This window comes from Aestuariibacter sp. GS-14 (genome assembly GCF_006494365.1).
Lineage (GTDB): Bacteria > Pseudomonadota > Gammaproteobacteria > Enterobacterales > Alteromonadaceae > Alteromonas > Alteromonas mangrovi.
The window spans coordinates 36,380-61,766 of record NZ_VHIP01000013.1; the positions used below are offsets into that span (position 1 = coordinate 36,380).

The following is a 25,387-nucleotide window of genomic DNA, read 5'->3' on the forward strand; positions in this document are numbered from 1 at the left end:
CCGCGCATCATCAGATGATTACTTGACAACACCTTTAAAATTGATCGACGACTCCTGCACAAATACATCCAGAACATTATTAAATTCGTCAATATCGGTATCAGCCAATGCCTTCTGCGGCATCGTCAGACTGGTGGTAACTTCAAGTTGATTCGATTTAACCAGACGCACTGCTCTGGTTAACTCACCAAAACGGGTGTTCAGTTTGAGTTTGGCGGGCGCACTCTGCACTTTCCAGCCAGTTGGCAGGTACAGATTATAGGTAGAGCCAATCTGCAGCCCCGGAAAGGCATACCCATAAGGCGCTTCTGACAACTTCATCAATCCCAGTTCATAACGCACCCACGCATCGTATTCCGTTAGCACAAATTCTTCCGCCACATCAAAGTAAGGCGCAAACTCCGTGGTACTTTTTACCGTTACCGGTTCGCTGATTGAGTCAATGCCGCTTATGTCAAATACGGGCTCTACACCACTCGCTACCACATCCTCGTACACTGATGTCAGCCATTTATTCTGCTCTTCACTGTTTTTACTGGCGAGGTTGCCGCGCATCGAACTGGCATACTCATCTTTAAATATCACCGTTGTTTGTTCTGTTTGTCCCCCACCGGTTGTATACCGAATATCGGTGGATTGCGTTACTTGCCAGCGGAATTCTGACTGTGGCAATAACGCAGGCTGAGCATCCGGCGTGAGTGGCAGCGACACATGCCCCTGGATCCAGTCAGACAAATAATACCAGTCACTGTAAGCGTCGGTAGCATCCAAGCAGAACTGCTCACCATTCAACTCAAAGCAGGCAACCGCGTGATCAAAATAATTCATGCCGGGCAGTGCCACTGGTGCGAGCGATGCCCGGTCTGTAGACACTAGTACCGGATAAGCCTTCAACCCAATTGCATTAAGCATGGCAACCAATACCACGGTTTTATCTTTGCAATCGCCGTAGCGATTGTAGATGGTTTCATCAACCGTATGCGGCACAATCGCGTGTCCGTTATCAGACATCGACACATAGCGGATATCTCTGGCAGCGAACTCGTGAATAGCCGAGATCTTTTGTTGCGTAGACATATCCTTCGTAATTAAGCCTTGCAGGGTTTCTGCCACTTTGGACTGGCTGTTCAACGCCTGATTAAAGCCACGGTTCACACGGCTTATCATACCGTTCCAATCTGGCGTAGTCGTCACCACAATCTGGCCAATTTGGTCCAGCCAGTTTACGTTATCTTTGGTCACTAATGCCGGTAATTGATTGCCTTCACAGAGCAGCGTGTGCGCGTCGCGGTTACACGTAAGTACATCATTGTAGATGTTGTGGTTAAAGTAACTGCCATCCGCAGAACTCACCGACAAACGATAATAGTTAACCGGCGAAAACTGCTGCGGGAAATGGGTGTGCGACCAGTCTTCAATACCTTTGGTGCGATCGTGTGTTAAGGTAAACGACAACACCGAGATACCTTTATCCTGCAACCCGGGAAAACTAATAACCTTCCGCTTTCCGTCGGTAAAAATATTGTAACTGTCGTCTTCGATTTCTTTTATGTTGTCGTCTTTTACCCATGTGATCCGTCCGTCTGGCGCAATCGAAAAGGCATTAATGTCCGATACCACTTCAGAATACTGATTGAAATTCAGCGTTTCATATCCCGATTCCTGCACCAGCGCTTTGGTTGGGTAGAACCAGGCTTTCGTTACCTGCGTGACTATCTTGTCCTGATAAATGGTGTGGCTTACGTCTGTATAGACTTTGGTTAATGACTCGGCGGAATAACTTTCCGAGGCGGCCATCCACTCTTTTGCCTTAGCGGTGAGCGCTGTGTTTGATAACGCCGCAGCCTGACCATTTGAACACAAGGCCATCAATGCAACCAGCCCGGACAGTCTGGTTGCCATTCTGGTAACCATAAAGAATATTAGCTTATTTTTCATAACGAACGAGTCCTTGCGCCTGGCGGAGGAAACCCGCTTCCTGGTCTTTGTAGGTCAGCTTGGCAGCACTCATATAACCATACAGTTCGAAAATTTGATTATCCACGCGAATGAAGTGATGTGTCGCAATAGTGGGATCGCCCATACTGGTGCCTTTACACACTACAAAGGCTTCTACGTTCAACGATCCGGGCGAGAAAATACGGTTTTCGGAACATTCCTTCACAGTAAAATCATCGTAATTTTGCCCAATACGCCACTGGGTTAAATCCGATAAGGTGTAATCGTCATCGTGCTCAAACGCAATGAAATACTGGAAATCAAGCGGGCCAGCAATCTCAAACAAACCACTGCCATCTGAAAAGGTCCCAATTTCGACTTTGTGCCAGTCGGCCTCAACCACAGTAAGCTCTATGGCATGCTTTTCGTCGCTGATCACCGTGTTTGTGGCGAGTGGCGCAACTTTCGCCAGATACGGCGATATCACCATGCTATATCCGATATACAGCACAAAGGGCACCCCCACCACCACCAGCGGCCAGTGCCACCAGGCATAACCTGCATAATAGCGACGTTTGGGATTAACCGCTTCATCACGCAATACATCCATACGCGCGTTTAACAGTGCAAAACAGACAGACCAAATCACCAGAACCAACAAAACCCAACCTATGTGGATTTCAACTCTTCGTGAAACGGCAAAAAACAATCCTGAGCCACAGGCAAATAACAACCAGGAACGCTCCTTCCATTCACTCCAGCTTCGCAGGTTGTGTGATTGTTCCGCCTCGTCAATGGCATTCAGCAAGCGAGGAAGCATTATAAGCTGGGCTATAAACACAATAGGCACCAGGAACCAGGCCCAGGGTTTGAAATCTTTGTTAAACGCGCGCTTCAGATCATTGGTGGCAGTAACACACCAGAAGCAGGTGTAAATACCAAACGTACAAAAGTGAAGCAGAAACTCCAGCAAAAAAGGTCGACGGGGTTTGATTGCAGGCAATGTGTCGGCATCAATTGCCAACGGTGCAGTTGTGTCAGTCACCTCTGACATCCTTATCATTATTAACCACTTAACGATTTATACCAGATGGCTACAGGGATGAAAACAGAAATCGCCAACACATAAGTTTTCCTTAAGCTTCCACTTTTACACTCAGTTTAATTGTAAATATTGAGGATGTTATATGCGTCACCTACCAAGGATCGCCCGCAGGTTGAGTTTGTCACTGGCTATATGTGCCACTCTGCTTACTGCTGACGCACTGGCCAACCAACCCGCACCCGATGTGCCATTAGCTATGGCAGACGGCCAGCATCAGTTAGCTGATTACCGCGGGCAAGTCGTGTATCTGGATTTCTGGGCCAGTTGGTGTAAACCCTGTCAGCGCTCTTTTCCATGGATGAATGCCATGCAGAATAAATACGCCGACAGGGGGTTTACTGTGATTGCGATTAACGTGGACACCGAGCGCGAGCTTGCCGATGCCTTTCTGGCTGCTATGCCTGCAGAATTCCCGGTAGCATTCGATCCGCAAGGCAATGCGCCGGCGCTGTATCGCGTACCCGGTATGCCAACCAGTTATCTTATTGACCACACAGGTCAGTTACGCCTGGCACATCAGGGCTTTCATGTACAAAAGCAAGCCCAGTACGAACAGGAAATTGTGGCCCTGATTGAGGAAATGGAGTCATCAAAATGAAACGTAAATTAGTCTATGTATCTGTGATAGTCGCGCTAAGCCAGCTTGGCGGTTGTGCGTCGTTAGGTGTGCAACCCTGGGAGCGGGATTTATTGGCAAAAGACGAAATGGCGCTGGGCGCTGAAGGTGTCGATTTGGGGCTGGACGACCATATTTACTTCAGTAAGGAAGCCACCAGTGGCGGACGTTCATTTGCGGGAGGCGGCTGCGGATGCAACTAAGTCATAAAGGCAGTATTGCTGCAGCTTTAGCCGGTGCTACCTGTGCATTGTTAGGGCAATCCCAGGCGCATGCTGAAACCGATTCATCAGTACTCAAAGACTGGAAATTCGACACTGCTATTTTGTACTACGGTGAAACTGACCGCGTTAGTTTGGCAGAAGGTGTGGTAAGTGCCACCAAAACCAACAGCGATGACAGTATTTTTAACGTAAAACTGGTACTGGATACCCTTACCGGTGCGTCGGCCAACGGTGCCGTTGCGCAGCCAACCGTGCAAACTTTCTCGCGTCCTTCAGGTAAAGATTCGTATCAGGTTGCCGCGGGTGATACACCGCTTGATGATACCTTCCATGACACCCGTGTGCAGGTTGCGGCGTCGTGGATGCAACCGTTTGCGGATACCTGGCGCGGTACCGCGGGCTTCAACGTATCCCGCGAATATGACTATATGTCGCTTGGGGTAAATGGCTTACTGGAAAAAGACCTGTTTCAGCGCAACACTACCCTGTCGGCCGGATTGTCATATCAGTTCGACAGCATCGATCCGGTAGGCGGCAAACCCACGCCATTGTCCAGTATGATGGTGCCTGCAGATGACGACTACGACGATGAGTTTGAAGGTGAGGACGACGATCACGGCGCTAAAAATGGCAGTGATGACAAAACAACATTGGATATGTTGTTTGGTGTCACTCAGGTTATCAACCGCAGAATGCTTATGCAATTTAACTACGGGCTGAGCATTGTAGACGGCTATACCACTGACCCTTATAAAGTACTAAGTGTAATAAACACCAACGGTGTAACCCAGGATATTGTGTATGAGAACCGCCCGGATTCACGTACTAAGCACTCATTCTTCTGGCAAACCAAGTATGCGTTGGACAACGGTGTGGTTGACGTATCTTATCGCTATGCAACGGATGACTGGGAAATCGACTCGCACACTATCGATTCGCGCTTGCGGTTCAATTTGTCGGGTAACAGCTACATTCAACCGCACATTCGCTATTACCAGCAATCGGCTGCCGATTTCTATCAGCCTTATCTGAATCAGTCTGCTGACCTGCCGATGTATGCCAGCGCAGATTACCGGGTAGGTGAAATGACCGCATATACCGTAGGCTTGAAGTACGGTCGTACATTAGAGAACGGTCACGAATGGGCTGTGCGGGCGGAATACTATCAGCAGGATCCGAAAAATGCCGGATTTGAACAACCTGGTGTGCTGGCCGATTTAGATCTCTACCCAAGCGTAAAAGCCGTTATACTACAGTTTAATTATCACTTCTGAACACTGTGAATATGGCTGAAAACGCGTTACCGGCGGCTACACCGCCGGTTTCTGTTTCCAAACAAACGGATTTTTGTATTGGCCGGTTCGATGCTATGGCCAGCCCATGTGAAATTCTGATTGAAACCAGTGATGAGCAGCTTGCTCGCACAATAACACTGCTGGCAGCGACAGAAGCCAAGCGCATTGAACACAAATTCAGCCGTTACAGGCCAGACAGCGTGGTTAGTAATATAAACACCAGTGAAGGTCGGCCAATACCCGTCGATCCCGAAACCCACCGATTACTCGCCTTCGCTGAAACCTGTTTTCAGTTGAGTGATGGTATGTTTGATATTACCTCGGGTATATTGCGAAACGCGTGGAAATTTGACGGTTCCGACAACGTACCCAACGTGCGGCAGATCAAACCCTTACTATCGAAAATTGGCTGGCAACATACCAGGTTAAGCAACTCTACCTTTACCCTCCCCGAGGGCATGGAAATCGATTTAGGCGGCATTGGTAAGGAATACGCGGTAGACAAAGTCGCTGACACCATAAAAACAGGTTATCGCGGAATATCTGTTGTAGTGAATTTTGGCGGTGATATTCAGGTTACTGAACGGCGTAAACATGACCAGCCCTGGATGATAGGTATCGAAAATCCGGCTTCAGCGGCTGCCGTAACCGATACCATCGTAAAAATCTATCAGGGTGGCCTGGCGACCAGCGGCGATGCCAGACGATATTTACTCAAACACGGCAAACGCTATAGCCATATCCTGAACCCGTTTACTGGTTATCCTGTGATTTCCCCCCCTCGCTCCGTTACCGTTGCAGCAGAAAACTGCACTCAGGCAGGCTTATTAGCCACACTGGCCATGTTGCAAGGTAAACATGCAGCTGAGTTCCTTGCTGAACAAGGGTTAACTCACTGGATCTATAACTAAAATAATCAACCGTCGGATACCTGTACTGCGTGACTCAGTGACTCGCTGACAATCTGGCGAATATGATTGCCCAGTTCCCGGAAGAAAATACGCCCCGGCGCGGTATTTCGCCAAATTAAATTGTGCTGACGTACAATGGGTTTGTCTTTCAGTTCGCACACATGCAGCTCGTCCGGCCGGTGTAATTCAGAATGCACGTATAAACCGGGCAAAAACGACACCCCCATACCCATAACTACCATTTGACGCAAGGTATCCAAACTGGTGCCTTCGTAATCCCGTGCTAGTTGAGCACCGATTTCGCCGCAAATATCCTGCACCTGGTGGTGAAAATGATGAGTATCTTCCAGTGCCAGTACCGTTTCACCACGGATGTCCTCTGGTTCGACATACTTACTGCCAGCTAACGGATGATCGCTCGGCATGACAAACTTGAGTGGCTCAACAAAAAGTTTGGATACGATGAGCTGCGATGACTCCTGTGAATAAGGTGAAATAATTAAATCGTAATCACCATTAAACAATCCCTGTACCAGTTGCGATGGTGCGGCTTCCCTTACATAGAACTTAAGCTTTGCAAATCGCCTGTGTAACTCTGGCAAAATATAAGGCAGCAGGTAAGGCCCCAATGTAGGGGGAATACCCAACCGGTAAGTGGTTTGCGCGCCCCCCGCCAGATCTTTTGCTTTTTCTTCGAAACGCAATGACGCTTGTATAGTTTCTTCCGCAAAAGGCAATAGTACCCGCCCCTCTGGCGATAACAGGGTGCCACTTCGCGAGCGTTCAAATAGCGCAAGTCCCAGTGACTTTTCCAACGCATTAATCTGCGCTGTTAACGTGGGCTGACTAATACCCAATAGCTGGGCCGTGCGTCGATAACTTAAATTTCGCGCCAAAGCGCAAAAGTAACGCAATTGTGTATTGGTTGCACTCTTAGATCCTGATGTCATACCCAGCCAATTCTTTTAGATTCATTTCAACTAATAGATGAAGGCTATCACGAAGTAAGCTATATTTCTATTAGCCTATCAGGTAAAACTACAGCGTTGTTTTAAAAATGTTAATGAATTTATTTAGGAGTGACTAAATGGAACATGTAATTTCTGGCGTCGCTAAGTTTCAGAAAGAAGTTTATCCCGGTAAAAAAGCGGCTTTCAAAAAGTTAGCAAACGGCCAAAATCCGGAAGTTTTATTCATTACCTGTGCTGATTCCCGCATCGATCCAAACCTGGTAACACAAACTGAACCAGGCGACCTGTTTATCTGCCGCAACGCAGGTAACGTTGTGCCGCCACACAGTAATCAAACCGGTGGCATGACTGCGTCTATCGAATTCGCCGTTGCCGCACTGGGCGTTAGTCATATTGTAGTGTGCGGACACTCAGACTGTGGTGCCATGAAAGGTGCAATCAACACCGAAGCCCTCACTTCATTGCCTCACGTAAAAGAATGGCTGGGTCATTGTCGTGTAGCAACCGAAGTAGTTAAAGAACGCTGTGGTTGCAGCGAGTTGAGTGCTGAAGAGCATCTGCTAATGGTAACGGAAGAAAACGTAGTACAGCAGTTACAGCATTTGCGCACACACCCTGCAGTAGCAGCTAAAATTGCTACAGGCCAGGTAAAATTACACGGCTGGTTTTACAACATCGAAACCGCTGCAGTAACTTGTTATGACGAAGCACTCGGCAAGTTTGCGCCGATGAGCCAAACCTACGCAAAAGAATTGAAGGCGCACAATCAATAATAAGTAGGAGTATTAAATGAAAAATTTACTCGCGAACGTTAGAGGCGACATTACCGGCGGAATTACCGCTGGTATTGTTGCTTTACCACTGGCACTTGCCCTAGGTGTGGCATCGGGCGTTGGCCCGATGGCTGGCCTGTACGGTGCGATTGCCGTTGGATTTTTTGCCGCCCTGTTTGGTGGCACCCCCTCACAAATTTCTGGCCCAACCGGCCCAATGGTCGTGGTGTTAGCTGGGTTATTCGCCAGCCTGTCTGGCGACGTTGAATTGATTTTTACCGCCGTTATGCTGGCGGGTATTTTCCAGGTAGTCTTTGGCTTCCTGGGCGTCGGCAATTATATTCGTTTGGTACCCTACCCGGTTATCTCTGGCTTTATGACCGGTATCGGGGCCATCATTATCATCCTGCAAATTGGCCGCTTATTAGGTCATGAACCACCGGGGGGCACACTGGGTGCGTTAGGCTACCTGCCAACTGCGCTGGCCGATATTAATTTCTCTACACTTGCTTTGGGTGTTGGTACGCTGGTTATTGCCTACAAATGGCCACCTAGTCTTGGCAAATACGTACCGGGAGCACTGGCGGCGTTGATCATTGGTACGCTGGTGAGCTTGTTTGCCTTTGAAGTGCCTGTACTGGGCAATATTCCAACTGGCCTGCCGAGCTTGCACTTGCCTGTATACAATCAGGAAAAACTGCTGTTAGTCCTTGAAGCAGCATTCATTCTGGCTGTGTTAGGTGCGATTGACAGCTTGTTAACCTCACTGGTAGCAGACAACATGACCCGAACCCGCCACGACAGCAGCCAGGAGCTGATTGGTCAGGGCATTGGTAACGCCGTGTCCGGTCTTATCGGTGGTATTGCCGGTGCCGGAGCAACCATGCGTACGGTTGTAAACATTCGCAGCGGCGGTAAAGAACGCTTATCCGGTATGATTCACGCCTTGGTACTGTTAGCCATTGTAATGGGCTTAAGTCCGTTAGCCAGTGTTATCCCCCATGCGGTACTTGCCGGTATTCTGGTGAAAGTAGGCCTTGATATTGTGGACTGGAGCTACATGAAACGGGCGCATACTGGTCCACGCTGGGACTTTGTGTTGATGCTGTTGGTATTGGGTCTTACTGTATTTGTCGATCTTATTACTGCTGTAGGTGTGGGTGTAGTGCTGGCTGCATTGGCCTATGTTCGTCAAATTGCGCAACTGCAAATTGAAGAACTCGGTAAAATGCCTGAGCAGCTCAATGATCCACAAGAAAATGCCTTACTTGCGAAAGCCAAAGGCAAAGTGAATATTTTCAGCTTTGGTGGGCCGTTGAGTTTTGGGGCGGCCGCAGATCTTGGCCATCACGTTCGTGAAAATGTGAAACCCGGTTCTCAGGTACTGATCCTGGACTTCTCCCGTGTGCCTACTATGGACGTATCAGCGGCCATGGCAGTAGAAACGGTAACTTCGGATGCCAAGGCATCTGGCCGCAAGCTGTTTGTCAGCGGTGCTAATGAAGAGGTACTTACTGTACTGCATAAAATTAATGTGTCATGGACCGAAGTGGATACCTTTTCTTCACTCACGGAAGCCCTGGAAGCCGCCAATGTGTTGTTGGAGAAAAATGACGCAAAGGGAGCCGGGCGTCTGAATAAGCAGGCGCTGCAACACGCATAGATCCCCTTGACAAGTTAGGTGCATCACATTGATGCACCTAAATTTCTTGACACATTCCCCTTACCCTCCGCTACACTAACACTGTGTATTCTTAAATTTCATTGGCTGATAAGTGTCTGAAAACAACGGTGTACTAGCCAGGATCCGTGATAAATATCCGGAGCTGTCCCCTTCTGCGCGAGTGATAGCCAATTATTTGCAGCAGTTCCCGCTAACCATTATCAGCGACTCTACGTCAGAGATTGCCGCTAAAACTAATACCTCAAAAGCCACTGTCAGCCGCTTGTTCCGACAATTGGGTTATGCATCACATCAGGACGCCAAACAGGATCTGGTGTTACAACGCGACGCGGGGATTCCGGTGAAGCAGGTGCTCGACCAGCACGATTACATTGCCGCGGAATTAGGCAATTTACAGCGTACGCTGGAATCGATTCCGGCGGAACAAATCAATCAGGTGGCAGAACTTCTGGCCAACGCGCCGAGAATTACTCTGATCGGCTACCGCAATAGTTATCCGGTTGCGCTGCACTGCCGACAGCAACTCAAACAAATCCGTCCAAACGTACGCTTACTCCCCCAACCCGGTCAAAGCTTGAGTGAGGACATCATGGACTTGTCATCTGATGAAATCATTCTGGTGTTTGGATTTCGCCGCCGACCGCGTATTTTTGCCCGCATGATGGAAGCCCTCCCACCAGAACGCACCCTGCTATTTACCGACCCAACCGGCCAGGTGTATCAGGAACGGGTAAAACACTTGTTGTTGTGTCAATTAGGCAACCAATTTGCTTTTGACAGCTATGCTGCCCCTATGAGTCTGGTTTCTGTTATTTGCAACCAGGCCTATACCCTGTTGGGTGACGAAGGTGACCGACGTGTGTCAACCATCACATCGCTCTATGCCAAAATGGGCGAATTAGATCCAGAATAGTCACGCCTGTTTTTGTTAAAAAAATCACGCAAATTTAACAAACGTTTCACTTGACTTAATCATGAAACGATTGTTTCATAGAGCTATCCTCCTGCAACATTTCAGCTCATGAAACACCACAGCGTAACATCGCCATTTGTTTGGGTGCCAGACACTCAAACCACTAACCAGCAAGACGTGCTATCGAATACCGATACAGCAGGCTGCCCCTTGTCCGGCAAACGCCTTGCGGTTAAGGATCTGTTTCATATTGCCGGTCTGGTAACCACAGCCGGCAACCCGGATTGGGCGGCGACCCACGCCGTTGCCAGTCATACCGCATCAGCCGTTAGCGCATTGTGTAATGCCGGTGCCACGCTGGTTGGCAAAACCATTACCGATGAACTGGCCTACAGCCTGAATGGACAGAATATTCACTATGGCACGCCAGTGAACCCGGTCACCCCAGAGCGGTTACCCGGCGGTTCATCCAGTGGCTCGGCGACAGCAGTGAGCGCCGGACTGGCGGATATTGGCTTAGGCACCGATACGGGTGGCTCTATTCGGGTGCCCGCCAGTTACAATGGGTTGTTTGGCCTGCGCCCTACTCACGGTTTGGTTAATACCGATGGATTGGTAGCACTGGCACCAGGTTTCGATACGGTAGGCGTATTAACGCGGGATATCGCCACCCTGGCAACGTCCATGCAATGCCTGTTGAAAGGCAAACCTCAAGTGGCACTTAATTCGCCCAGTCTATGCACGTTAGATGGTAGCATTTCGCGTGCACAGCACAGTGAACTCATTACCGCCTGGCTGCAATCCTGCGAGTTTACACAAGTTTCAGCCGATGAAACCGAACTTGACGCACTTGCATTGTCTGAAGCCTTTAGGGTGTTGCAGGGAGATGAGATTTGGCAACAACACGGAGCATGGATCACACAGAACAAACCGGTTTTTGCCAGTGACATCGCTGATCGTTTCAACGCGTGTGCCACTATCTCAGGAGCAGAAATAGAAGCAGCCAAAAGCGTTCAGCGACGCGTAAAACACTGGGCAGCAAAAACTATTAACGCTAATACCATTGCAGTGATACCTACCACGCCAGGCTGTGCTCCCCTGCTTAGCACGCCAGCAACTGCGCTGGGTGAATATCGAAAACAATTATTAAATTTAACTGCCATTGCCGGTCTGGCTGGTTTGCCGCAAATACATTTGCCGTTATTTACCCTCAACGGCGCACCCTGTGGCTTATCATTGATTGGACCGGCCAACAGCGATCTAGCGCTGATTGACCTGGCACAAACCCTACTGGAAAAGTAAAGCATGACAACAACACAACATACTGCATTTACTGCCCCCCACTACGCAGCGTCAACGGTGGGCAACGAAATATTACAACGCGGTGGCACTGCCATCGAAGCCATGGTGGCGGCGGCCGCTTCTATTGCGGTTGAATACCCGCACATGAATGGATTAGGCGGTGACGGCTTTTGGCTGATCAGCGAACCCGGAAAAGCCCCTGTCGCCATTGATGCCTGCGGTACCGCCGCAGGACTGGCCACCCCAGAATTCTATGCAGGCCAGACAGCAATCCCGTCGCGCGGTGGAAAAGCCGCGTTAACGATGGCTGGCGCGGTAGCCGGGTGGCAAAAAGCACTCGATATCAGCGCAAGCTGGCAACCTGCCATGCCGCTGTCGGAATTACTTGAAACCGCCATCAGCCAGGCTAGCTGGGGGATTGAAGTGACCCAAAGCATGTCAGATGCCAGTTTTAAAACCTACGACGACCTGGCACACAACGAGCACTTCGCGCCCTTTTTAATTAAAGGCAACGCCCTTAAAAAAGGTAAAATCGTTAAACTGACTCAGCTTTCTGCTACCTTGCAACATCTGGCGGACAAAGGTCTGAACGATTTTTATCACGGCGACATTGCTCATCAACTGGCGACTGATTTGCAGGATGCCGGCTCACCTATTCGCCTGTCCGATTTTCAGCAGTACGAAGCACAATGTGTTACCCCGCTGTCTGTCACCACCAAAATGGGCAAACTGTATAATTTGCCTGCGCCAACACAGGGCGTAGCGTCACTGATCATTCTGGCGCTATACGACCGCGTGGCGCATTTGGGTAAAACCGATGCTGACATGGTGCACCTGTTGATTGAATGTACCAAGCAGGCTTTTATAAAGCGCAACCAATACGTTACAGATCCAGGTCGTTTGGCCGTAAACCTCGACAGCCTGTTAAGCGATACTGCGTTAGATGCCATGGCTGCCGCTATTGATCCAGCGCGCGCATTACCGTGGCCCCATGTTGCCAAAACCGGCGATACCATCTGGATGGGCGCCTGTGATAATCAGGGTCGCATGGTGAGCTACATTCAAAGCTTGTACTGGGAGTTTGGCAGTGGCGTTGTTAGCCCTCAAACTGGCATTGTCTGGAACAACCGGGGCACCTCATTCAGCCTTGAGCCGGGTAATCTGCAGTACTTGCAACCAGGAATGAAACCGTTCCATACCCTGAACCCCGCGTTTGCCGAATTGCATGATGGACGCCGCATAAGCTACGGCACCATGGGGGGCGAAGGTCAACCGCAAACCCAGGCGGCCTTGTTCAGCCGTTATGTTTATCACAATCAGCCGTTAGACAAAGCTATTTCTCTTGGGCGCTGGCTGTTAGGCCGTACCTGGGGCGACCAGTCACACAATCTGAAAGTCGAACGCGATCTGGCTGAGTATGTGGGCGACGATTTGATTTCCCGCGGGCACGATATGGTTATTGTCGACGCCTGTAACGAACTCATGGGACATGCCGGTGCAATAGTACTTCATCCCGATCAAAATACAGAAGCCGCCACCGATCCGCGCAGTGACGGAAAGGCGTTCGCACAACGTTTTCAGCCAGTTTCAGAGGCGTAATTAATGCAAGTATTGTTAGATTTACTCCCCACCTTATTAGCCCTGTTAGCCACCGGGGTATTTGCGGGACTGTTAGCCGGTTTGCTCGGTGTGGGCGGCGGCATTGTCATTGTGCCGGTTTTGTACTTTTTGTTTCAGGCACTGGGCGTCAGTGCCGATTCGGCCATGTTAATTGCAACGGCCACATCATTGGCAACCATCATCCCTACGTCATTAAGTTCAATTAAAGCCCATCGCGCCAAGGGCAATGTCGACTTTGAACTGTTAAAACGCTGGGGACCTTTTATTTTGCTGGGCGTATTGCTGGGTAGCTACGCCGTTACGCAAATCGACGGCGACATTCTCACGCTGATGTTCGGTATTATCGCCAGTCTGTCGGCACTCAATATGTTTATTGGCAGTAAGTCGGCCTGGTTTACCGCGCTGCCGGGCAACGTTGGTCAGCGTATTATTGCGACATGCATAGGCTTGTTTAGTTCAATGGTAGGCATTGGTGGCGGTACGCTTACGGTACCTACTTTGACGTTTTGTAATTACCCTGCTCACCGCGCGGTGGGTACGGCAGCAGCGGTAGGGCTAATCATTTCGCTTCCTGCTGCAATCACCATGTTAGCACTGGGTGAAACACCCGCTGACGCCCCAACCGGCACTTTTGGTTTGGTTAACCTGATTGGGTTTGCCGCCATAGTACCGCTTACTGTGCTATTTGCGCCTGTCGGCGCGGGCCTGGCCAGCAAACTGGATGCCGCCAAACTGAAAAAAGTGTTTGCGGTAGTGTTGCTGATCACCGGCGTGCGCATGCTTGCCCAAAGCTTACTTTAGGAGCAACGATGAAGCCTTTAACTCTTCCTCCACGTTTATTGATGGGCCCTGGCCCGATTAACTGCTATCCACGCGTACTTCAGGCCATGTCACACCAATTGGTGGGGCAATATGATCCGGCTATGACCGGGTGCATGAATGAAGTGATGGCCCTGTATCGCCAGGTATTCGACACCCAAAACCAGCATACCGTGCTGATTGACGGCACCTCGCGTGCGGGTATTGAGGCCGTGTTGGTGTCTTGCATTGAGCCAGGCGATAAAGTACTGGTGCCTATTTTTGGCCGGTTCGGGCACTTGTTGTGTGAAATTGCAGAACGTGCCGGTGCGGATGTGCACAGCATTGAAGTGCCATGGGGCGAAGTATTCGAACCAGAGCAAATTGAAGCGGCCATTAAACAAGTGCAGCCCAAACTGTTAGCCATCGTACAAGGCGACACCTCTACCACCATGCTGCAACCCTTGGAGCATCTGGGTGAGATTTGTCGCCGTCACGATGTATTGTTTTATTCCGATGCTACCGCGTCTATTGGCGGCAACCCGTTTCATACCGACGCCTGGGGGTTGGATGCGGTGTCGGTTGGCCTGCAAAAATGTTTAGGCGGCCCATCAGGCAGCGCACCAGTGACATTAAGTGAACGTTACGTTGAACTGGTTCGCACCCGTCATCACATCGAAGCCGGGATCCGCGAAAAAGGTTACAAAAGTGCACGCGGCAGCCGTATTCGTTCCAACTACTTTGATATCCCCATGATCCTGGATTACTGGGGAGAGTCGCGCCTTAACCACCACACTGAAGCGGCGTCCATGCTGTTCTGTGCACGTGAATGTGCGATTAACCTGCTGGAAGAGGGAATTTCACAGAGCATCACCCGACACAAAACAGCCGGAGACGCTATGCTGGCGGGAATTCAGGCCATGGATTTAGTCCCCTTTGGCAACCTGAAGTACAAAATGAATAACGTGGTGGGCGTGGAAATTCCAGACTGTGTAGATGGAGAAGCCATTCGTCAGCAGTTGTTACTGGATTTTAATATTGAAATTGGTACCAGCTTTGGGCCGCTGAAAGGCCGTATCTGGCGCATTGGCACCATGGGATATAACGCGCGTCAGGATGCGGTACTGCATACCCTGCAGTCACTTGAAACGGTGTTGCGTCGCGCTGGTCACAAAATGGCACTGGGCGAAGGTGTGGATGCTGCACTCAACGTGTATGCAACATCGGGAGCCGCTAATGAATGAGTTTGCCGAACTGGCCAATGAAGTGTTAAGCCGCTGCGATCAACTTGGGCTTATCAGTCAATCGCCAGGGATGGTAGACCGTCGTTACCTGACTTCGCAGCATCGCCAGGCCAATGATCAGGTTGCCCAATGGATGCAACAAGCGGGCATGCAAACCTGGCAAGATGCCGCCGGAAACCAGTGGGGGCGCTATAAAAGTGCCACCCCCGATGCGAAGGCATTTGTATTTGGCAGTCATCTGGATACCGTACCCAACGGCGGTAAATACGACGGTATGCTGGGCGTTATTGCGCCTCTGGCTGTGGTGCAGTATTGCTTCGAGCAAGGTATTCGCTTTCCTTTTCATATTGATATTGTGGGGTTTGGCGATGAAGAAGGCACGCGCTTTGGTTCTACCCTGTTAGGTAGCCGGGCGTTAACCGGTCGCTGGCAGGAAGACTGGCGCAATCTGCGCGACAAAGATCAGGTATCACTGCCCGATGCCCTAACCCATTTTGGTTCATCGTTTGAAAATATCGCTCAGGCGAAATTAGACCCTGCAACTCTGCTGGGTTATCTGGAAGTTCACATAGAACAGGGCCCGGTACTGGAAAATCAAGCTCTACCGGTAGGTTGGGTAACCGCCATTGCCGGCGCTAAGCGTTACGACGTCACCGTAAATGGCATGGCGGGTCATGCTGGAACCGTCCCCATGTCGTTGCGTCAGGATGCCATGACTGCCAGCAGCGAAATGGTGCTGGCGATTGAATCTATCGCCACTGAGCATGCTGTGGTGGCAACGGTTGGACGCATGGACGTTAAACCGGGTGCGGTAAACGTAATACCCGGTCAGGTGAAATTTTCGCTGGATATTCGCAGTGAATACGACGATATGCGTGACCGCGCTCTGGATGCCATGTTGCTCAAACTACGTGACATTGCAACACGCCGACGGGTAGACATTAGCTGGCAAATGACCCACATGGCTAACGCAGTACATTGTAACCCCGCGTTATCCCAAACTCTGGCTCAGGCCATTGAATTAACCGGGATAAAGCCACTGAGTTTGCCTTCTGGCGCCGGCCACGACGCCATGGCAATGGACGCTATTTGCCCGGTTGGTATGTTATTTGTACGTTGTAAAGGTGGAATAAGCCATCATCCGGGCGAATCCGTTACCCACGCTGATGTACAGGCAACACTGCAGGTATTGCAGCGATTTTTGGACAATTATTCTCAACACTAACAAGGAATACCACGTGAAAATACCTCGAATTTATCATGATGAGCAAGGCAAGAGTCACTTTGGTGAGGCTGAGATCCCGTTGTCTGATGGTGGCCCAATCGGCTTACTTTCAGAGAAGATCCCCGCTGGTTCGATTATTTTTCGCGAAACACCGGCTGATTACAATTTTAAATGGCACCCTGCCCCGGCACGCCAGTTGTTATTCATCCTGAAGGGCCGTGCTGAGTTTACTGTGTCGTCTGGTGAGCGCCACGTATTTGGTGCTGGTGACGTATTGCTGCTTGAAGATACTGAAGGCGAAGGCCATTGCAGCAGAGCCATGTACAACGAAGTACGCCATTCTATTTTTGTTACCCTACCTGACGGCTTTCCGTATTAACATTCCACGCCTGAGAATAGCGGGCTGATTCGATATGAATCAGCCGCGCCCTTAAATGGTGCAGACTAAATAACATTGCGCCAATCCTGCTTTTAGCATCCCGCTAAACTTCATTAATTTCATACTGTTAAAGATTAGCAGCCCAAACAGACCAAGTGGTCAGGTTTTTGCTTTAATGCTTTATCCAATAGTGTGTCATGGGAAGCAGTAATTGATGTGGGGCAAAGAGGTGTGTCGGTGGCGTGTTAAGCTTATTTTAGAGCTTAACATCAGGCTTAAATTAGTGCTCAGTGCATGGCGCCTTATGGGGCTTTGTGTTGGGGTGAGCCTGTTCAGCTTCACAGCAACAGCAGCAACAACTGACATGGACAAGTGGTTCCGCAGCTTTAAACAGCAAGCCACCGATAAGCAGCTTTATCAGTTGTTGTGGGCTTTGCCCAAAGGCGGCGACTTGCACCATCACCTGAGTGGCGCAGGTTTTAGCGAATGGTGGTTCGACATTGCCACCTCCCCCGATCGCAACGGTGGCTATCGTTACTACACCAAAACACGCATTCTGCAATGCCGCGGCTACGGCACCAATGAGTATGGCGCTGATCCGCAATTCCTGTTATTTCGCACCATCCAGTCGTCTACCTGGCACTCATTATCTGACTGCGAGCAACAGGAGTACCAACGCCTCGAAGCGTTAACTGATGAGCAAAAGCAGGCGTTTCTGAACAGCATTCGGCTAGACAAAGCCCACGAAGGCCGTAACGAATTTTTTGAAACCCACTGGCAGCGACTCAATGAACTGGTAGTTAATCCCTATATTGGCGCGCACATTTTACTGAAAAATATGCAGGCCTTCGCAGCTGAGGGGCTCCAGTATCTGGAAACCCAGGTCAATGTTGATCGCGCCCAGGATAGCAACGGCAACCCACTTACCCCGGAGCAAACCCTGACGGTGTATCTGGATATGCTTGCAAGCCCTGAGGCCAGGGCCACGGGTGTGACCGTGCGTTTTCAGTATGCTCTGCTGCGCTTTTTGCCTAACGCGGAACAGCACCTTACCTGGATGTACGATTTTGTGGATCAACATCGCGACATTTATGTCGGCATTAACATGGTAGGCAGAGAAGATAATGACAAGGGCTATCCATTGCGTTTCTTGTCTACGCTTCGCTCACTTCGCCAGCGTTACCCCGCTATAAACCTGGCCATTCATGCAGGCGAAGTGGACGAGCCCAATCAACATGTGCGCGATACCTTGTTATTGGGCGCACAGCGTATTGGGCATGGACTTAACACGATTACCGATCCGGATACCCTGCTGCTGATGCGCCACGGGCCTTATCTGATAGAAATAAACCTGATCAGTAACAAGTTGCTGGAATACACGCCCGACTTGTCGACTCACCCGTTTCCGGAATATCTGCGTACCGATATCCCCGTTGCCCTCACCACCGATGATCGCGGCATGTGGGACAGCACCTTAACCGATGAATATTTTGTAGCGGTTCACCACTTTAACCTGTCGTGGACTGAACTGGTGTCGTTGGGTGAAAACTCGCTCAAACACAGCTTTCTGGCTCCGGAAGATAAAGCTATCGCGCTTAAGCGCTATCGCCAGAGCGTGGCGGAATTCGAGCAAGCCGTGCGTTCAAACTCCGGTACATTGCCCGCACTGCCGTCAATGAGAGGCTTTATGTGCGAGCACTACCCTACTTTATGTGAAAAAGGATAACACTATGCCGCAATCTCAGGTTTTATATGGTCTGGAGGACTGCCCCAATTTCGCGGTGAGCCTGACGGCGGCAATTCAGCATGTACTGGCTAGTTTCATTGGTGTAGTTACCCCTACCCTTATCATTGCATCGGTGTTGGGCCTGCAGGCCGAAGTGCCTTATTTGATTAGTATGGCGCTGCTGGCAACCGGCCTGGGGACCTATATTCAAACTAAAGGAATTGGGCCGATAGGCAGCGGTCTGGTGGCCATTCAGGGTACCAGCTTTGCTTTTTTAAGTGCCTTAATACTGGTTGGCAGCACCGTAAAGGAGCGCGGGGGCAGCAACGAGGATATTCTGGCTATGATGCTGGGGGTGTGCTTTTTTGGTGCATTTATTGAAATAGTGCTTAGCCTGTTCATACAGCAAATTAAACGCGTGATCACACCGGTCACCACAGGCGTTGTGATTATTGCAATCGGTATTTCCCTCATCAAAGTGGGCATGACCGATTTGGCAGGAGGATTCAACGCCGACGCCTTTGGCAGTGTAGAAAATCTGTCCCTGGGATTGGGCGTGTTACTGGTGATTATTTATTTCAATGCCTGTAAGAACAATTGGTTACGCCTATCTGCTATTTTCATAGGCATGGCTCTAGGCACATGCGCCGCATTTTTCATGGGTATAACTAATTTTTCCAGTCTGGTTGATTTACCGTGGTTCAGCGTGCCCCAACCGTTCAGGTACGGCATCAACTTTGAGTGGGATTTGTTTTTGCCCATCGCACTGATTTACTTTTTCACTGCCATTGAAACCGCTGGCGACCTGACAGCCAACAGCTTGTTCTGCAAACTTCCCATTACTGGCGAAAGTTACTTTAAACGCATTCGCGCTGGTATTTTAGGTGATGGTGTCAATTCACTGATTGCGGCAATACTGTGTACCTTTCCCAATACCACTTTTGGGCAAAACAACGGGGTGATTCAAATGACCGGCATTGCCAGTCGTAAAGTGGGTTGTTTTGTTGCTGTGGTGTTCGTGTTACTGGGTTTGTTCCCCTTTATTGGCGCAGTGTTGCAAGTGATCCCAAAACCTGTTTTAGGTGGGGCTACACTGGTGATGTTCGCCATGGTCGCGGTGGGTGGTGTTAAAATATTAACCAGCGAGCCGCTTGATCAGCGCAACAGTCTGATTACCGCTTGTTCGTTAGGCATGGGATTAGGTGTCATGATGGTAGGTAACGTGGTTGCCCAACTGCCGGCTTGGCTGGGCAATATGCTCACCTCACCGGTGACTACCGCGGGCCTTACCGCCATTGTGTTATCGGTGATTTTACCAAGACAAGCCCCCACTCAAACCCCCGTTATATCAGAATCTTAAGCATATTCCGCAGTCACTGTAACAGACTTAGTTTCTGTTACAGTGACCAGCTCCCCTCGCCCTATCGTAAAGAAAACATTCCACCGATGAAAATCTAACCACTGGTCTTACGTTTCTGGTGCATTTAGAATCCGCGCCTCACCGCTTTGGTGCATTCAGGCATGGATAACAGTAGCATTAACATATCGCTAACAATCCCTTTCTTTGCCATTGATTTTTTATCTAAAAATATCAATCACTTAATCCAAAATAAAATCCTGACCACATGGACAGGAATCTGGCATCAAAACTGCAATATAGCAGCCGTAAAGCTAGAACGTTATTACTCACAAGAACTCTTACACTCGAGGAACACCATGAAAACCACAAACTTCAGTGTGGCGCCAATTGCGCGTGCCGTCACTACCGGGTTACTGCTTCTTGCCCCTGTAGCGGGTTTCGCTCAGGAGACGCCCAGTGACTCAGAGATCGAAAAGATCGAAGTAAAAGGCTCACTAGGCAGCTTGCCTGGACAGGACGTTGAAGCCGTTTTCGGATTTGGAAAGTCTATTTTGGAAACGCCTCGCTCGGCCTCCACTATCAGTGATGAGCAAATGGAGCGTTTTAACGTATCAGACATCGACGAGCTGGTTGCGTTTGCACCCGGTACGTTTACTCAGTCATTCTTCGGCGTTGCAGGATCACTCGATATTCGTGGTAATCCTGGTGAAGCCTATTTCCGTGGCGTAAAACGCCTGGACAACCCGGGTAACTACCCTACGCCAATTGGTGCATCAAGCCGTATCGACATCGTACGTGGTCCGGCGTCGCCAATTTATGGTCCATCTAAAATTGGTGGTTACCTGAACTTTAACCCTAAATCTGCACGTGCCTCTTCTGGTCAATACCTGGAAGAGCCAAAAGGCGCTCTGTCTTACACCCACGGAACCTGGGAAAAGAGTGTCCTGACTGCGGAAGTTGGTGGACCAGCTACCGTTGCGGGCAAAGAAATGGGTTACTACGTTTACGGTGAAGTAGAAAACTCAGGCAGTTACTACGAAAACAGCGCAACAGACCAGTCAATTCTGCAAGCGTCTTTTAACGTTGATTTAGCCGATAACCTGCGCATTGAGTTTGGTGGGATGTACCACAAATACAACGGTAACCAGGTTGCTGGTTGGAACCGTTTAACCCAGGAACTGGTAGACAACGGTACTTACATCACAGGTACTGCGCAACCACTTGATACCGACGGTGATGGTTCAATCTCTCACGCAGAATACGGCGCGGTAAACCTTTCAGGTGCCAGTTACTTCTACGTACCAGGTGCGTCGTTCACTGATGCTGAAGCACTGCCATTAATGGCTCTGGAAAACGTTGGTACCACTACCCTGCGCGGCGACCAGGTATTGGTTGCTGCTGATGACCAGTTGGGCAACATTGCCGATACCTACTACTTCGATATTATTTACTTCGCTGGCGACTGGGAAATCAAAAACCAGTTGTTCTACGATGCCTACGACAACATCAACGAAAACGCTTATGGCTTCTCTCAGTTCCACGACAGCTGGGTGGTTGAAGACAAGCTGATTTTTGCAACCAGTTGGGAAATTGACGATCTGTTTGCACAGGTTCAAATCTCTCCATCTGTACGTTACACCGACTTCCTGCACGGCGATGACTATACTTACGAGTATTTCAACCGTCGCGACCTGACCATGCCTTCATCGGCACTGGACCGTCGTGAACTGGCTACCCGTATTGGCCGTAACTTCGACAACTACGACGAAGGTAATTACCTGGATCTTGGTTTCGCAGTAATGACTGACTTAACCTGGGACTGGGGCTTAAATGTTGTATTAGGTGCGCGTTATGACACCATCGACATCGAAAGTACCTCTCACGTCAATCTGTTGTTAGGTTCAGACGGCACGGAAGCGCCTGTTACTGAAAAAGAAACCGTTGACGGCGTGTCGTGGAACACCAGTATTTCATACACCACCCCAATTGGTTTGATCCCTTACATCACGGTAGCTGAACAAGCTACACTGGTTGCGGGTCAAGGTGCGGAAATCAATATCGACCAGTTGAACAACGCTGACGGCAGCGGTGCATTCGATACGTCTGAACTGCTTGAGTACGGTTTGAAAGGCTCTCTGCTGGATGAATCCTTGTACTTCGCAGTGTCATTCTTCGAACAGGAACGTACAGATTACAGCACGCAAAACACCGTAACCAACAATACTACCCACAACGAAGGTGTGGAGTTTGAGTTGCGTTGGGTGGTTAACGAGAACCTGGTTGTGTCTGCTGGTTACTCAAACGTTGAAGTAGTTAACTTAACTGCTCAGGAAAACGGTACACAGTTCGGCTTCCTGGGTGCAGAAGACCTGGTTAACCTGACTGATCCGTCGCTGGTATTCGGTGGTAACGTAATTGGTTTGAACCTGGTAAACCCAAGCAGCAGCAACCCAACGGCGAAGAAAGCCGGTATGCCGGAAAACATCTATACGTTAACGGCAACGTATGACTTCCAGAATGGTTATGCTACCAGCGTAAGTATTATCGATGTTGACGCCGTAGCTTCAGGCTTCTCTGGCGCGGTTACCCTGCCAGCTTACACCCTGGTAAACGCCGGACTGTCTTATCAGAATGAAAACTTCGGGGTTAACCTGACCGTGAAGAACTTAACGGATGAGCGTTACTTCCGTGCGAACTTCCCTGACCTGTTCGGTAGCCAAATCGTACTACCAGAACTGCCACGTCACTTTAACGTGAAGTTCTCTTACAAGTTCTAAGTAATGTGTTGAACGTGTAATCACAAAGGCATGCTCTGGCATGCCTTTTTTTTGGAGCAAACTATGCGATTATTATTTGTACTGGCTGCTGTATCTTTGTTGGCAGCTTGCCAGCCAGCGGGCCCCGGCCCCGGCGAACATGGACCAGGATTTGAAGGTGGTATGCCACCGCCACCAATGCCCCGGCCAATTGAAATAAAAGCGGTTGTGGTAACTATGTTTGAAATGGGTGAAGACACCGGCGACAAACCCGGTGAATTCCAGTTCTGGCGTGAGCGCTATGGCTTAACCGAACAATTTGCGTTCCCACAATCCTTTCACGACATCTACTTAAATAGAGAAAAAGGCGTATTGGGTATTGTAACCGGAATGGGGATCAGCCGGGCATCGTCGGCCATTATGGCACTGGGTCTGGATCCGCGCTTTGATTTAACCAAAGCCTACTGGCTGGTTGCCGGTATTGCAGGTATTGATCCGGAGGACGGCTCAATTGGCTCAGCGGTGTGGGCTGACTATTTAATTGACGGCGATCTCGCGCACCAGATTGACGCCAGGGAAATTCCGCAAGACTGGAAAACCGGTTACTTCCCATTATTCGCCAACGAACCTTATCCGGAAAACGGCGCCGAGAATGTTGCGCGCAATGGCGAGATGTTTCAGCTCAACACCGGCCTGGTAGACTGGGCTTTTGCGCTTACCAAAGACATATCACTAACCGACACACCAGCCATGCAAGCCTTGCGTGGTCAGTACATCAGCATGCCTAATGCACAACTGCCCCCCAAAGTAATGCGCGGCGATCACCTGGCGGCATCGACGTTCTGGCATGGTAAGTTATTTAACGACTGGGCTAACGACTGGACGCGTTTTTGGACCAATGGCAAAGGCAATTTTGTAACCTCAGGCATGGAAGACACCGGCAGTTACCAGTCTATGGTGTACCTGGAACAAGCCGGAAAAGTGGATAAATCGCGCTTTATGGTGCTGCGCACAGCCAGTAACTTTACCATGCAACCCGACGGTTTAACGGCTGCTGAAAACCTGGCAGCAGAAAGTACCGGCGCAGGTTATGCCGGCATGCGCCCATCGTTGGAGGCGGCTTTCGTAGTGGGCAGCACGGTAATTGACGAAATCGTAGCAAACTGGGATACCTTTCAGACAACACTACCAGGCAATGAATAATCCGTTAGCCCGCTAACAAAACAGGCCTGGTTTATCGCAGGCCTGTTTCATTTTAAGCTATCGTTTTACCTTGAAACTCACCTTCCGTTGCGCTTACATGCCAACTAACTTATCAATTTCCCTCAGCCAGCGATTTTTCTCTTCGGCCGGTAAAAACGATGCAACAAAACTGTTCTTCACCAGCCTGACTAATTGCGCTTCATTCATGGCCAGGTGGGTCATCAGGGCACGGTAGTTATCGTTTAGGTATCCACCAAAATAGCTCGGGTCGTCAGCATTTACCGTAACGCACACATCTTCATCCAGTAATTCAAGGATATTGTGATCTTTCATGTGGTCAAACACACACAACTTGATATTACTCTGCGGGCACACGGTTAGTGGCATGCCTTCATCCTTCAGGCGCTGCATCAGTAAAGCATCCTCACTACTGCGAACACCGTGATCGATGCGGTCGACGTGCAGTAAATCCAGTGCCTGCCAAATATACTCGGGCGGCCCTTCTTCGCCAGCGTGAGCAACGCATTTAAACCCCAGCGCCCGGGACGCAGCAAACACCTTAACAAAATTTTCCGGCGGATTACCAAGCTCCGAGCTATCCAGGCCCACGGCCTTGATCATGGGATAGTACTCTCTGGCCTGATTGAGTGTGTCGATGGCGTCTTTTTCAGGCAAATGGCGTAAGAACGACATAATTAAATATACCGACATGCCCCACTGCTGCTTCGCCTCAGTAATAGCGCGGTTAAAACCAGGCATAAATACATCAAAGCCCACCCCACGACTGGTATGGGTTTGTGGGTCAAACATGATTTCGGCATGCACTACGTTATCAATGCGGCAACGTTGTAAATACGCCATCATCAACTGATAGAAGTCATCTTCGTCACGCAATACATCTGCCCCCTGGTAATATAAATCCAGAAAGCTTTGTAAATCGTCAAACTGATAAGCGGCCTCAATCGCTTCCACTGAATCATAGGGAAGCGTCACACCGTGTTTACTGGCCAGTTCCCACATCATCGATGGCTCCAGCGAGCCCTCTATATGCAGATGTAATTCCGTTTTTGGCAGTGTCTCTATTAATTTTATTAAGCTCATGAGTTCCTTACTGGCTAACACGCGCACACATAGTTAGCAACATCACCATTTTGGTGCAATCTTAGCCCCATTTATGCCACAATACGCGGTAATAAACGGGTTAATTCTGGCGTTCATCGCGAGCAATGCACGCATTTTGTTATTTCCTATGGAGTCTAGCAGATCCCGCACCAACTCATTGACTAAATGGTCAGTTTTTTGCTTGTGTTCTGCTCATACCGAATTATAAACATCCACTAAAAG

21 protein-coding genes are annotated in these 25,387 nt (G+C 49.7%); 17 read left to right on the top strand and 4 right to left on the bottom strand.

The genetic code is table 11. The features are described from left to right. Positions 1-18 precede the first annotated feature (18 nt). Together FJ444_RS16920 and FJ444_RS16925 are read right to left on the bottom strand one after the other, a co-directional pair. The gene (locus FJ444_RS16920) at positions 19-1,938 is read right to left on the bottom strand and encodes a DUF3857 domain-containing protein (RefSeq protein ID WP_140960268.1); all 1,920 of its coding nucleotides are present in this window, start codon (positions 1,936-1,938) and stop codon (positions 19-21) included. Next, on the bottom strand, positions 1,928-2,983 hold the full coding sequence (locus tag FJ444_RS16925; RefSeq protein WP_140960270.1) for a hypothetical protein: 1,056 nt from the start codon (positions 2,981-2,983) through the stop codon (positions 1,928-1,930). The genes FJ444_RS16920 and FJ444_RS16925 overlap by 11 nt, the downstream gene beginning before the upstream one ends. 142 nt (positions 2,984-3,125) lie before the next feature. Between FJ444_RS16925 and FJ444_RS16930 the strand changes: the two genes are divergently transcribed. The 4 genes from FJ444_RS16930 to FJ444_RS16945 are packed head-to-tail and all read left to right on the top strand — an operon-like array spanning position 3,126 to position 6,089. After that, the gene (locus FJ444_RS16930) at positions 3,126-3,641 is read left to right on the top strand and encodes a TlpA disulfide reductase family protein (RefSeq protein WP_140960272.1); all 516 of its coding nucleotides are present in this window, start codon (positions 3,126-3,128) and stop codon (positions 3,639-3,641) included. Then, on the top strand, positions 3,638-3,862 hold the full coding sequence (locus FJ444_RS16935) for a DUF4266 domain-containing protein (RefSeq protein WP_140960274.1): 225 nt from the start codon (positions 3,638-3,640) through the stop codon (positions 3,860-3,862). Before FJ444_RS16930 ends, FJ444_RS16935 begins: the two co-directional genes overlap by 4 nt. Next, positions 3,853-5,157: a DUF3570 domain-containing protein gene (locus FJ444_RS16940; RefSeq protein WP_140960276.1), complete on the top strand. Its 1,305-nt coding sequence runs from the start codon at positions 3,853-3,855 to the stop codon at positions 5,155-5,157. Before FJ444_RS16935 ends, FJ444_RS16940 begins: the two co-directional genes overlap by 10 nt. 11 nt (positions 5,158-5,168) lie before the next feature. Next, positions 5,169-6,089 carry an FAD:protein FMN transferase gene (locus FJ444_RS16945; RefSeq protein WP_370298067.1) on the top strand — a complete coding sequence of 307 codons (921 nt, stop codon included), beginning with the start codon at positions 5,169-5,171 and terminating at the stop codon, positions 6,087-6,089. Between the two features lie 5 nt (positions 6,090-6,094). On the opposite strand, the gene FJ444_RS16950 is transcribed toward FJ444_RS16945, so the two are convergent. Continuing rightward, on the bottom strand, positions 6,095-7,039 hold the full coding sequence (locus FJ444_RS16950) for a hydrogen peroxide-inducible genes activator (RefSeq protein WP_140960278.1): 945 nt from the start codon (positions 7,037-7,039) through the stop codon (positions 6,095-6,097). Positions 7,040-7,176: 137 nt separating this feature from the next. On the opposite strand from FJ444_RS16950, the gene FJ444_RS16955 reads away from it, so the two are divergent. From FJ444_RS16955 to FJ444_RS17015, 13 genes are all read left to right on the top strand, one after another. After that, entirely contained in the window at positions 7,177-7,833 is a 657-nt protein-coding gene (locus FJ444_RS16955; RefSeq protein WP_140960280.1) for a carbonic anhydrase, read from the top strand. Positions 7,834-7,849: 16 nt separating this feature from the next. Continuing rightward, positions 7,850-9,496: a SulP family inorganic anion transporter gene (locus FJ444_RS16960; protein WP_140960282.1), complete on the top strand. Its 1,647-nt coding sequence runs from the start codon at positions 7,850-7,852 to the stop codon at positions 9,494-9,496. Positions 9,497-9,608: 112 nt separating this feature from the next. Beyond that, the gene (locus FJ444_RS16965) at positions 9,609-10,430 is read left to right on the top strand and encodes a MurR/RpiR family transcriptional regulator (protein WP_140960284.1); all 822 of its coding nucleotides are present in this window, start codon (positions 9,609-9,611) and stop codon (positions 10,428-10,430) included. Between the two features lie 108 nt (positions 10,431-10,538). Then, entirely contained in the window at positions 10,539-11,732 is a 1,194-nt protein-coding gene (locus FJ444_RS16970; protein WP_140960286.1) for an amidase, read from the top strand. A 3-nt stretch (positions 11,733-11,735) separates the two neighbouring features. Beyond that, complete coding sequence (locus FJ444_RS16975) at positions 11,736-13,331, top strand: gamma-glutamyltransferase family protein (protein WP_140960288.1); 1,596 nt, start codon at positions 11,736-11,738, stop codon at positions 13,329-13,331. A 3-nt stretch (positions 13,332-13,334) separates the two neighbouring features. After that, positions 13,335-14,153, top strand: a complete 819-nt coding sequence (locus FJ444_RS16980; protein ID WP_140960290.1) for a sulfite exporter TauE/SafE family protein — start codon at positions 13,335-13,337, stop codon at positions 14,151-14,153. Between the two features lie 8 nt (positions 14,154-14,161). Continuing rightward, the gene (locus FJ444_RS16985) at positions 14,162-15,394 is read left to right on the top strand and encodes an alanine--glyoxylate aminotransferase family protein (RefSeq protein WP_140960292.1); all 1,233 of its coding nucleotides are present in this window, start codon (positions 14,162-14,164) and stop codon (positions 15,392-15,394) included. Further along, the gene (locus FJ444_RS16990; protein WP_140960294.1) at positions 15,387-16,619 is read left to right on the top strand and encodes an allantoate amidohydrolase; all 1,233 of its coding nucleotides are present in this window, start codon (positions 15,387-15,389) and stop codon (positions 16,617-16,619) included. The genes FJ444_RS16985 and FJ444_RS16990 overlap by 8 nt, the downstream gene beginning before the upstream one ends. Positions 16,620-16,632: 13 nt before the next feature. Continuing rightward, on the top strand, positions 16,633-16,998 hold the full coding sequence (locus FJ444_RS16995) for an AraC family ligand binding domain-containing protein (protein ID WP_140960296.1): 366 nt from the start codon (positions 16,633-16,635) through the stop codon (positions 16,996-16,998). A gap of 364 nt (positions 16,999-17,362) precedes the next feature. Next, positions 17,363-18,724 carry an adenosine deaminase gene (locus FJ444_RS17000; RefSeq protein ID WP_255439277.1) on the top strand — a complete coding sequence of 454 codons (1,362 nt, stop codon included), beginning with the start codon at positions 17,363-17,365 and terminating at the stop codon, positions 18,722-18,724. Positions 18,725-18,728: 4 nt separating this feature from the next. After that, the gene (locus FJ444_RS17005; RefSeq protein WP_140960298.1) at positions 18,729-20,084 is read left to right on the top strand and encodes a uracil-xanthine permease family protein; all 1,356 of its coding nucleotides are present in this window, start codon (positions 18,729-18,731) and stop codon (positions 20,082-20,084) included. Between the two features lie 356 nt (positions 20,085-20,440). Beyond that, positions 20,441-22,861, top strand: a complete 2,421-nt coding sequence (locus FJ444_RS17010) for a TonB-dependent siderophore receptor (protein ID WP_140960300.1) — start codon at positions 20,441-20,443, stop codon at positions 22,859-22,861. A gap of 63 nt (positions 22,862-22,924) precedes the next feature. Next, the gene (locus tag FJ444_RS17015) at positions 22,925-24,043 is read left to right on the top strand and encodes a purine nucleoside permease (protein ID WP_140960302.1); all 1,119 of its coding nucleotides are present in this window, start codon (positions 22,925-22,927) and stop codon (positions 24,041-24,043) included. Between the two features lie 93 nt (positions 24,044-24,136). On the opposite strand, the gene FJ444_RS17020 is transcribed toward FJ444_RS17015, so the two are convergent. Further along, positions 24,137-25,144, bottom strand: a complete 1,008-nt coding sequence (locus FJ444_RS17020; protein ID WP_140960304.1) for an adenosine deaminase — start codon at positions 25,142-25,144, stop codon at positions 24,137-24,139. Positions 25,145-25,387: the final 243 nt, after the last annotated feature.